4 protein-coding genes and 2 rRNA genes (1 of these 6 only partly in view) are annotated in these 11,535 nt (G+C 56.1%); 2 read left to right on the forward strand and 4 right to left on the reverse strand.

Annotation, left to right across the window (positions count from 1 at the left end):
* Positions 1-248 precede the first annotated feature (248 nt).
* Positions 249-941 (reverse strand): sensor histidine kinase, encoded by a 693-nt coding sequence (locus AC3Y64_RS21055; protein WP_489985130.1) that lies wholly within the window; start codon positions 939-941, stop codon positions 249-251.
* Positions 938-2,542: a response regulator gene (locus AC3Y64_RS21060; RefSeq protein ID WP_489985131.1), complete on the reverse strand. Its 1,605-nt coding sequence runs from the start codon at positions 2,540-2,542 to the stop codon at positions 938-940. Before AC3Y64_RS21060 ends, AC3Y64_RS21055 begins: the two co-directional genes overlap by 4 nt.
* Positions 2,543-2,731: 189 nt before the next feature.
* On the opposite strand from AC3Y64_RS21060, the gene AC3Y64_RS21065 reads away from it, so the two are divergent.
* Positions 2,732-3,781: a lysozyme inhibitor LprI family protein gene (locus AC3Y64_RS21065; RefSeq protein ID WP_489985132.1), complete on the forward strand. Its 1,050-nt coding sequence runs from the start codon at positions 2,732-2,734 to the stop codon at positions 3,779-3,781.
* A gap of 186 nt (positions 3,782-3,967) precedes the next feature.
* Positions 3,968-8,104, forward strand: a complete 4,137-nt coding sequence (locus AC3Y64_RS21070; protein WP_489985133.1) for a CheR family methyltransferase — start codon at positions 3,968-3,970, stop codon at positions 8,102-8,104.
* A gap of 280 nt (positions 8,105-8,384) precedes the next feature.
* Here the strand turns inward: AC3Y64_RS21070 and rrf are convergent.
* Positions 8,385-8,500, reverse strand: a 5S ribosomal RNA gene (gene rrf, locus AC3Y64_RS21075).
* Positions 8,501-8,656: 156 nt separating this feature from the next.
* A 23S ribosomal RNA gene (locus tag AC3Y64_RS21080) occupies positions 8,657-11,535 on the reverse strand (it continues 15 nt past the right edge of the window).

Below are 11,535 nucleotides of genomic sequence, written 5' to 3' on the forward strand. Positions count from 1 at the left end.
AGTCGCTGCGCGAGTGAACGCTGGCCATCGGTTGTCATGACGCAATCCTTGTTATTGTGCGAGCCGCGAACGGCGACCCGTACAAAATAGGCTTCGGCTGTTCGGAATATCAAGCAGCGTCAAAACAAAAAAACAAACAACGCGAATACCCCCTGTAGGAGCTGCCGAAGGCAGCGATCTTTTGATGTTGTTTTTCCAGAATCAAAAGATCGCAGCCTGCGGCAGCTCCTACAGGAATCGGTGCAATATCAAGGGAGGTAGAGGCTGAACACCCCGCCACCGAGCGGTCCGCCGTTACGGATCTCGGTGCGACCTTCAACGCCATTGCGCTGATGCAGCGCGGCAATGCGGTTGGCGAAATACAGCCCCAGCCCGGTGCTGCCGCTGCTGTGATTGATCCCTTGCACATAGTCGGCCTGACGTTCGAGCATCTCGACCGGATAACCGTCGCCGTCGTCATTGATGCTCAGCACCAATTGCCCGGCCTCGTCGCTGACCGTGATCAGCAGCGATTCGCGGGCATAACGGATTGCATTGTTGATGCAGTTGCCGAGTACTGAGGCGACCAGCTCACGGTCGAAGAACCCCAGCGGACTCAGCGGATCAACCTCATAAGTGGCAATGATGCCGCGGCTGGCGAACACCTCTTGATGCGCCGCCAGTTGCGCCTCGATAAAGTCATCCAGTTCGTGATACGCCGGTTGCAGCGGCAGCTGATTGACGCCGAGTTTGTACAGCCCGAGCAACTGCACCAGCATGCCGTTGAGGTGGGCGAACTCGAAGTCGATCACGCCCTGCTCCGTGCCTTCACGCAACGCTTGTGGCAAGCGCGCCAGCCATTGGCTGTGAGCCTGCATGAGCATGGCCAGCGAGTTCTTCATGTCGTGAACGGTGGAGGCAATCACCGTAGAAAAATCCACCGCCTGCTCGTCGTGGTTCATTCGCCAAACGCCTTGCTTTTCAGCTTCTGATAACGCGCATGACGCGCGTCGGTGTCGGGCATCAGGCCGACCATTTTCAGGCAGGCCCGACATTCTTCCAGCTCCGCCGACGGCACCGAGGTGTCGGTGCCATGCAGCAGCGACTGGGCCAGGTTCAGCGCAATACTGATGTTCTTCGGTTGCAGCTTCAGCGCCTTGCGGAACACCTCGCGGGCCTCCACTAGGTTGCCGGTCTTGTACACGCGCACGCCCTGACGGTTGAGGTCGGCAGCGGCGTTACTGGAGCTGAGGATAGTCGGGTCATCGGTGAGCTTGGCGATGTCTTTCATTACCGCCGGATCATCACCGTAGATCTCCGCACAGCTCTTGAGCATCGAGGTGCCCGCCTCGGCCTGACCGAGCATCTGCAATTGCTTGGCAACCAGCAGCGCCGCTTCCGGGCTCATGAATTGCTCCATGCCGTCGAGGCGCATCAGCGCTTGTTCGGTGAGCTTGTCAGCGGTTTCGGCATCGTTGAGCAGCAGACTGGTGGCCTTCATCAGGCGTGCGCGAATCTGCAGGCCGGGGTCGGTCGGGTTCTCTTTGGCCACTGCGCTGAGTGTGGTGTTGATCTCCAGCCGCGTACGCGTGTCGAGACCGCGCTCGCTGCCTTTGCTGATCAACGCATGGGCGAGCCCGAGGTTGCTTTCCGGATCCTTGAAGCGCGACTGCGCGCCCTGCGCCACGGCCTGGCGATAGGCGCGTGAGGCGGTGTCGAAATCTTCGTTGGCCATCGCCAGTTTGCCCAGCAACGCTTGACGACGCACCGCCAGCGGCGAGAGACGAATCGCCTCTTCGAGCACCCGCTGCGCGCCTTTGCTGTCGCCCTCGGAAACCAGCACGTCGGCCATGCCGTCATACAGCGCCGGCATCATCGGGAACACCTTCAAGGCTTTCTCATAGACGCCTTTGGCCTGGGCGACCTGGCCGCGTTTGAACAGCAACTTGCCCAATCCGGCAAATGCCCACGGCAACGGCCGATCAGCAATGATGCCGTCGTAAAGGCGCTCCAGCGCTTCGTTCTGGTTCATGTCGCGCAGCGCATCGGCGCGGTAGCGCAGGCACAGCGGTGAATAACGGATGTCCTGTTTGCACAGGGCGATGCAAGCGTTAAGCACCTCGACCGGTTTGCCACGGTCAAGGGCTTGCAGAATCGGTTTGAGCAATGTCTTGCGCTGCTCCAGACGCTCCAGCCGCTGGGCCAGACCCGAACGGTTGAACGGCTTGGTCAGGTACGCATCCGGCTCGTGCTCCAGGGCACTGAGCACCATCGCCTGACTGGTCTCGGCCGTGACCATGACGAACACGGCTTCATGGCTGATGAGCTTTTCCAGCATCAGGTCTTCGAGGACCTGCTGGCCGTTCTTCTTGCCGTCGCCCAGGTGGAAATCCTGCAAGATGAAATCGTAGGATTTCTGCGCACACATTTTCAGCGCCTGCTCACCGGTGTCGGCTGTATCGACGTCCTTGACCCCAAGCTCACGCAGCATCGAACGAACGGAACTGCGGAAATCCGAGAAATCATCGACGATCAGAAAACTTTTTTGGTGATACGACAGCATCGAAGATTTCCAGGCAATTGAAGTGAGGGCAATTTCAGGCGCAAAGATGATAGCTGGCGGCCAAATGCTATCAAGGGATTTCGCGCGACGTTGAAGTTACCGAGTGGGTTATCGGCCAGAAGTGCGGTTCCCTGAAGCCAGCCCTTCAACATTCCTCGCCCGATTACCCTGCGCGAGCGCCTGCAAGCGTTGCACGCGCAGTGGCAGGCAGCGGTTGCCTATCAACCGGATGACCTCGATAAACAGGTGCTGGACGATCTGCAAAAGCGCATTCAAGCCGCCAGTAAAGATGATCCAGAATTTGCGCTGGATCGGGTACTCGCCGCGCTCGCCGTGAAAACTCCTGCTGGCGGTTTTCACGGTGAGGCCAGCGAAGAGGATTCTTTGATAACGCACTTTCCGACATCGCAGCCCGAAGGCGTTGGTGCCGATGAATGGCGAGCGCTGACCGCCTCCCGAATCAATGACGCCGCCGAAACCGGCCTGACGTCTTACACCTTGCGGGATCTGGATGGCGACGGGCAGCGCGATCTGATCGTAAATACCTATGCTGGGGGCACCGGTCTGTTCACTTATGTGGAAACCTGGCGGCGTGACGGCGAACGGTTCGTCAAACGTTCTGTTGAGCCCGATAGTTCGCTGTTCTACACCAATGATCGCGGCGCCAATCAGTCGGTGGACTGGATAAACCTGCGCGGCAAAACTTACGCGGCTTATCGAAACAGCGAGTACGGCGTTGACCGTGTCTACTTGCTCAGCCCGCTGAAAATCAACGTCCAGGTGCCGACGGTGACGATCCGTTATCGCTATGACCTCGACGTGCCTGTTCTACAGCACAAAGATGACGGCAACAGCACGTTTGAACTCGAACCCGATCGGCACCGGGCGCTCAACTTGGCCGTGGCCAAAGTCAATGAAACTGCCGCTATTCCTTCAAAAGAACCGCTCTGCCCTGTCCCGGCTACCGGCGCCGGTGACAACGATTACTACAGCTTTGGCCCGGCGCATTACAGCATTGAAAAAGTCGCCGACTTGCCGGTCTTCATTGGCAATGATTGTTACATCGGCGCCTTGATCGACTGGTTCGGCAGTTACAGCGAAAAGAATGGCTTGTTCGCGCAACTGGCATTGCGCAAACCGGATAGCGAGGACGGTAGCCTTACCTATCAAGTCTACGGTCGCCGGCATATAACCGATGTCAGCACTTCATTGGCTGAAACCGAGCCTAACGACGGTTAGCCGCGTAACTAATCCGAAGCCGAAAATGATTGGAGCCGGCGCAAGTTTCCCGATGTCCAACGCATAGGCATGCAACTCTGCCTCGAAAACTGTTGAAGGCAGAATCATGAATCGGGATTATTCTGTGCAATTATCTGTGCAGTTGATCCCCGCGATGCATTTGCATCGCCACCAAAGGCCGAAGTCATGACCTCGAAAACACCCGCCTCGCCCGCCTTGCCCGAGCGCAAAGAGCTGAGCCCCAGCCATCTGGACTTTCCGGTGGTCGGCATCGGTGCCTCGGCGGGAGGCTTGCAGGCGATCAAGCTGTTTTTCGACAATATGCCGCAAGACACCGGAATGGCCTTCGTGATCATCCTGCACCTGTCGCCGGACCATCAAAGCATCGCCGACAAGATCATTCAGGAATCCACGCGAATGCCGGTGCTGCAAGTCACGCAGACCGCGCCGATCGAAAAGAATCACGTCTACGTCATCTCGCCTGCACAACAACTGGCGATGAACGATGGATATCTGCGCGTCAGCCCTGCCGGCTCGCCGCTGGCCCGGCACACGGCGATTGATCTGTTTTTCCGCGACCTCGCTGACGTTCACCGCGAGCGCGCTTTTTGCGTGGTGCTGTCGGGCAGCGGTTCGGATGGTGCGGTGGGGCTTTCGCGTATCAAGGAACAGGGCGGCGTTACACTGGTTCAGGTGCCGGAAGACGCCGAATTCGACGGCATGCCCCGCGCAGCCATCGAAACGCGCATGGTCGACCTGGTGCTGCCGGTGGTGGACATGCCGCAGAAGCTGCTGGAATTATGGCGAAACTCTCAGAACATCACGCTGCCCAGTGCCAATGATCCCGATCTGAAAACCCGGGTTCCGACCAGCGAACAGGAAGCGGCCATCGCCGAGCAGCGCTTGCATGACATCCTGATTCATCTGCGCACCAGCACCGGTCACGACTTCAAGCATTACAAGCGAGCCACGGTTCTGCGGCGGATCGAGCGGCGAATGCAGGTCACCTCGCAACCTGACCTGACCGCGTACTACCAGTACCTGCAAGACACTCCCGATGAAGCCAAAGCGTTGTTGGGCGACATGTTGATCGGTGTGACCAACTTTTTCCGTGATCGCGAGGCCTTCGAGGCGCTGGAGCGCGACGTCCTGCCGCAATTGGTGCAGTCCGTTGCCACTTCAGCAGAGAAAGAGGAACTGCGCATATGGTCCGCCGGCTGCTCCACCGGTGAAGAAGCCTACAGCCTGGCCATCCTCCTTGATGACCAGATGCAGGTGCAAAGCAGCAACGCCAGTCTGCAGGTGTTCGCCACGGATATCGACGAACGGGCAATCAGTATCGGCCGTGCCGGTAGTTACCCGCTGGCGATCGTCACTGACGTACCGCCGCCCCGTCTGCGTCATTATTTCGTCAAAGATGATGAGCATTACCGGATCCGCAAGGAAATCCGCGAAAAAGTTCTCTTCGCCAAGCACAGCCTGCTGTCTGATCCTCCGTTCTCACAAATCGACCTGATCGTCTGCCGCAACTTGCTGATCTATCTCGATCGCGAGGTGCAGCGTGAAATCCTGCAAATGTTCCACTTCGCCCTGCGGCCGGGCGGTTTCCTGTTCCTCGGCACTTCGGAAAGCGCCGATGCCTGCCATGAACTGTTCGCCCCGGTGGACAAGCGCAATCGGATCTTCCGCGCCAAAACCGGCACGCCGAGCAGCCGCCGCACGCCGACCATGCCTCGGGGCGGCTATGTGCGCAGCAACATCTCGCGCCCCGAAACCAAGACCAGCGAACAACCCAAGCTGTCTTTCGCCGATATCCACCGGCGTGCCATCGAGCATTCCGCACCGCCGAGCATTATTGTCGACAACAATGCCGACATTCTGCACATGAGCGACAGCGCCGGACGCTTCCTGCGCCATGTCGGTGGCGAACTGTCTCGCAACCTTTTGACGCTGATCCTGCCGGAGTTACGCCTGGAGATTCGGACCACACTGTTCCAGGTGCAACAAAGCAATTTGACCGTGCGCTCACGGGAGGTGCCGCTCAAGCGCGAAGAGCGTCAATTCCGCGTCCATCTGGTTGCCCAGCCATACAAAGACGATGCGTCCGACAGTGAATGCGTGCTGGTGATTTTCGAAGAGGCCGAAGTTGACCCCGGCGAGCACGCGATGACGACCCTGCTGCAGACTGAAAGCCAGGTGCTGTCGAACCTTGAGCGTGAACTGCAACGCACCAAGCTGCACCTGCAAGACACCATCGAGCAGTCGGAGGTGTCCAGCGAAGAGCTCAAGGCCTCCAACGAAGAAATGCAGGCAATCAACGAAGAACTGCGTTCGGCCACCGAAGAACTGGAGACCAGCAAGGAAGAGTTGCAGTCGATCAACGAAGAGCTGCTGACCGTCAATTTCGAACTGAAAACCAAGGTCGAAGAAACCGACAAGATCAACGATTACCTGACCAACCTGATTGCCTCGACCGACATCGCCACGGTGTTTGTCGACCGCAGCATGCGCATCAAGTGGTTTACCCCGCGCGCCACCGAGATTTTCAGTATGTTGCCGGTGGACACCGGACGCTCATTGCTCGATATCACCCATCGTCTCAATTACGCCAACCTCGCCGTGGATGCGGCGCAAGTTTTTGAATCGCTGAACATGATCGAACGTGAGGTCAGCAGCACCGACAATCGCTGGTACATCGCAAGGCTGTTGCCCTATCGCTCCAGCGAAGATCATATCGACGGCACCGTATTGACCTTTATCGACATCACCAAACGCCGCGCCGCCGAAGAAGAGCTGCGCCTGGGTGAAGAGCGTATGCGCCTGGTCGCCGAGAGTACGCGCGACTACGCGATCATCATTCTTGATGAGCAAGGCGCGATCACCAGTTGGAATAAAGGCGCCGAGCTGATTTTCGGCTACAGCAAAGCCGAAGCCGAGGGTGCGTTCTACGACTTTATCTTTACAGCTGAAGATCGCGCCGCCGGGATGGCCGAAAACGAATTGTCCACTGCTCGCCTGCAAGGGCGCGCCGAAGATGAGCGCTGGCACCGGCGCAAGGACGGCAGCCGTTTCTTTTGTAGCGCCGAAGTGACCCTGCTCAGTGGCGATTATCTGCAAGGTTACGTGAAGATTGCCCGTGACCTTACCGGACATAAACGCGCGCAGGATGAGCAAAGCCAGGAGCTGGCGCAAACGCGGAACACGATTTCTCTGCGTGACGAGTTCTTTGCAGTCATGTCCCATGAGCTCAAACATCCGCTCAACCTGATCCAGCTCAACGCCGAACTGCTGAGGCGCCTGCCGGTCATCCGAACTGCCGGCCCGGCGACCAAAGCGGTCAGCACTATTTGCGATGCGGTCAACAGCCAGGCGCGGATCATCGATGATTTGCTCGACGTTGCACGCGTGCGCACCGGCAAGCTCAAACTGCAAATGGCCCGAGTTGATCTCACTGCGGTACTGCGCGATATCCATACCGTGGTGCTGAATGAACAACATGCCACCCGGGTTGACCTGAACTTGCCGCCCGAGGCGCTGATCATTCACGCTGACCCGACGCGGGTGGAACAGATCATCTGGAATCTGGTAAACAACGCATTGAAATTCACTCCGCCGACCGGACGCATCGAGCTGATCGCCAGTCGAAGCGGGCCTATGGCGCGCCTGGACATCAAGGACAACGGCGCCGGCATCGCTGCCGAGAACCTCGAACATGTCTTCGATCTGTTTGGCCAGGCGGAAAAGCAACATACCAACCACCAACGCGAAGGCCTGGGTATCGGCCTGTCCTTGGTGCGACAACTGACTGAAGCACAAAACGGTACGGTACTGGTTACATCACCCGGATTGGGCGCAGGCTGTACTTTCACCGTGTGCCTGCCTTTGGCCTCTGACGAAAATCAAAGCGTTTCCACACCAGAGGCAGAACCTCTTTCTGGCAAGCTTGAGGGCCTGAATATCCTGCTGGTCGATGACTCTGAGGATGTGCTTGAGACCTTGAAGATGCTGCTGGAAATGGAAGATGCCAATGTCACGGCGTTCGATCACCCGGTGGCAGCCCTGAAAGCCGCCGAGAGCAAGCGCTTCGATCTGATCATTTCTGATTTGGGCATGCCCGTCATGACCGGCTATGAACTGATGAGCGCATTGCGCAAGTTGCCATTGGTGAAAAACATTCCGGCCATTGCCCTTACCGGCTATGGCACGCAAAGCGATATGCAGAAATCCCGCGAGGCCGGTTTTGATCAGCACCTGGGCAAACCGGTGGCGTATGACGATTTGATCGAAACCATCGAAGCCCTGCGCCGCTCTCGTTCGTTGTAACGGCGTTCAGCGCAGATATGCGCGCTGGATGCAGGCGCGAAGATTGATCGCTCGCTATAGACACGTACTTCTCTGGTCTTCCTCCATCGTCAGGCGTACTTTGAAGTTTCCCATAGCAATTCGTCGGCTGATGCCAATGAAAAAAGCCCCGTCGCTACTGTCATTGCGACGGGGCTTTTTAATTTGGAATTGATGATGCATCCAAGCGTATTCCTGGAAGACTTTCCTGCGAGCAAAACAAAACCCCAACTGCTTTCGCAATTGGGGTTTCGGAATTTAATCTTGACGATGACCTACTCTCACATGGGGAAACCCCACACTACCATCGGCGATGCATCGTTTCACTGCTGAGTTCGGGATGGGATCAGGTGGTTCCAACGCTCTATGGTCGTCAAGAAATTCGGGTACTGAGTCGTGACCTGATGGTCTCGCTTCAGCAAATTGGGTATGTGACAGCTTTCGGTGTTTTGTGAACATCGAACTTTCGGTTCGTTTCGTCTTCACACACCGCAATCTGGTCTCTCTCGAGTTCGCAAATTGCTTGGGTGTTATATGGTCAAGCCTCACGGGCAATTAGTATTGGTTAGCTCAACGCCTCACAGCGCTTACACACCCAACCTATCAACGTCGTAGTCTTCGACGGCCCTTCAGGGAACTCAAGGTTCCAGTGAGATCTCATCTTGAGGCAAGTTTCCCGCTTAGATGCTTTCAGCGGTTATCTTTCCCGAACATAGCTACCCGGCAATGCCACTGGCGTGACAACCGGAACACCAGAGGTTCGTCCACTCCGGTCCTCTCGTACTAGGAGCAGCCCCTCTCAAATCTCAAACGTCCACGGCAGATAGGGACCGAACTGTCTCACGACGTTCTAAACCCAGCTCGCGTACCACTTTAAATGGCGAACAGCCATACCCTTGGGACCGGCTTCAGCCCCAGGATGTGATGAGCCGACATCGAGGTGCCAAACACCGCCGTCGATATGAACTCTTGGGCGGTATCAGCCTGTTATCCCCGGAGTACCTTTTATCCGTTGAGCGATGGCCCTTCCATACAGAACCACCGGATCACTAAGACCTACTTTCGTACCTGCTCGACGTGTCTGTCTCGCAGTCAAGCGCGCTTTTGCCTTTATACTCTACGACCGATTTCCGACCGGTCTGAGCGCACCTTCGTACTCCTCCGTTACTCTTTAGGAGGAGACCGCCCCAGTCAAACTACCCACCATACACTGTCCTCGATCCGGATAACGGACCTGAGTTAGAACCTCAAAGTTGCCAGGGTGGTATTTCAAGGATGGCTCCACGCGAACTGGCGTCCACGCTTCAAAGCCTCCCACCTATCCTACACAAGCAAATTCAAAGTCCAGTGCAAAGCTATAGTAAAGGTTCACGGGGTCTTTCCGTCTAGCCGCGGATACACTGCATCTTCACAGCGATTTCAATTTCACTGAGTCTCGGGTGGAGACAGCGCCGCCATCGTTACGCCATTCGTGCAGGTCGGAACTTACCCGACAAGGAATTTCGCTACCTTAGGACCGTTATAGTTACGGCCGCCGTTTACCGGGGCTTCGATCAAGAGCTTCGCGTTAGCTAACCCCATCAATTAACCTTCCGGCACCGGGCAGGCGTCACACCCTATACGTCCACTTTCGTGTTTGCAGAGTGCTGTGTTTTTAATAAACAGTCGCAGCGGCCTGGTATCTTCGACCGGCATGAGCTTACGGAGCAAGTCCTTCACCCTCACCGGCGCACCTTCTCCCGAAGTTACGGTGCCATTTTGCCTAGTTCCTTCACCCGAGTTCTCTCAAGCGCCTTGGTATTCTCTACCCAACCACCTGTGTCGGTTTGGGGTACGGTTCCTGGTTACCTGAAGCTTAGAAGCTTTTCTTGGAAGCATGGCATCAACCACTTCGTCACCCAAAGGGTAACTCGTCATCAGCTCTCGGCCTTAAGATCCCGGATTTACCTAAGATCTCAGCCTACCACCTTAAACTTGGACAACCAACGCCAAGCTGGCCTAGCCTTCTCCGTCCCTCCATCGCAATAACCAGAAGTACAGGAATATTAACCTGTTTTCCATCGACTACGCTTTTCAGCCTCGCCTTAGGGACCGACTAACCCTGCGTCGATTAACGTTGCGCAGGAAACCTTGGTCTTTCGGCGTGGGTGTTTTTCACACCCATTGTCGTTACTCATGTCAGCATTCGCACTTCTGATACCTCCAGCAAGCTTCTCAACTCACCTTCACAGGCTTACAGAACGCTCCTCTACCGCATCACCCGAAGGTGATACCCGTAGCTTCGGTGTATGGTTTGAGCCCCGTTACATCTTCCGCGCAGGCCGACTCGACTAGTGAGCTATTACGCTTTCTTTAAAGGGTGGCTGCTTCTAAGCCAACCTCCTAGCTGTCTAAGCCTTCCCACATCGTTTCCCACTTAACCATAACTTTGGGACCTTAGCTGACGGTCTGGGTTGTTTCCCTTTTCACGACGGACGTTAGCACCCGCCGTGTGTCTCCCATGCTCGGCACTTGTAGGTATTCGGAGTTTGCATCGGTTTGGTAAGTCGGGATGACCCCCTAGCCGAAACAGTGCTCTACCCCCTACAGTGATACATGAGGCGCTACCTAAATAGCTTTCGAGGAGAACCAGCTATCTCCGAGCTTGATTAGCCTTTCACTCCGATCCACAGGTCATCCGCTAACTTTTCAACGGTAGTCGGTTCGGTCCTCCAGTTAGTGTTACCCAACCTTCAACCTGCCCATGGATAGATCGCCCGGTTTCGGGTCTATTCCCAGCGACTAGACGCCCTATTAAGACTCGCTTTCGCTACGCCTCCCCTATTCGGTTAAGCTCGCCACTGAAAATAAGTCGCTGACCCATTATACAAAAGGTACGCAGTCACAGAACAAAGTCTGCTCCCACTGCTTGTACGCATACGGTTTCAGGATCTATTTCACTCCCCTCTCCGGGGTTCTTTTCGCCTTTCCCTCACGGTACTAGTTCACTATCGGTCAGTCAGTAGTATTTAGCCTTGGAGGATGGTCCCCCCATATTCAGACAAAGTTTCTCGTGCTCCGTCCTACTCGATTTCATGACTAAGAGATTTTCGCGTACAGGGCTATCACCCACTATGGCCGCACTTTCCAGAGCGTTCCGCTAATCTCAAAGCCACTTAAGGGCTAGTCCCCGTTCGCTCGCCACTACTAAGGGAATCTCGGTTGATTTCTTTTCCTCAGGGTACTTAGATGTTTCAGTTCCCCTGGTTCGCCTCTTGCACCTATGTATTCAGTACAAGATAACCATCTTATGATGGCTGGGTTCCCCCATTCAGACATCTCCGGATCAAAGTCTGTTTGCCGACTCCCCGAAGCTTTTCGCAGGCTACCACGTCTTTCATCGCCTCTGACTGCCAAGGCATCCACCGTATGCG

Source organism: Pseudomonas sp. 4CAES_32.4 (assembly GCF_058136335.1).

Coding starts and splice junctions, on each gene's coding strand:
- AC3Y64_RS21060 (WP_489985131.1), bottom strand. CDS start 2,542: ATGCTGTCGTATCACCAAAAAAGTTTTCTGATCGTCGATGATTTCTCG.
- AC3Y64_RS21070 (WP_489985133.1), top strand. CDS start 3,968: ATGACCTCGAAAACACCCGCCTCGCCCGCCTTGCCCGAGCGCAAAGAG.
- AC3Y64_RS21055 (WP_489985130.1), bottom strand. CDS start 941: ATGAACCACGACGAGCAGGCGGTGGATTTTTCTACGGTGATTGCCTCC.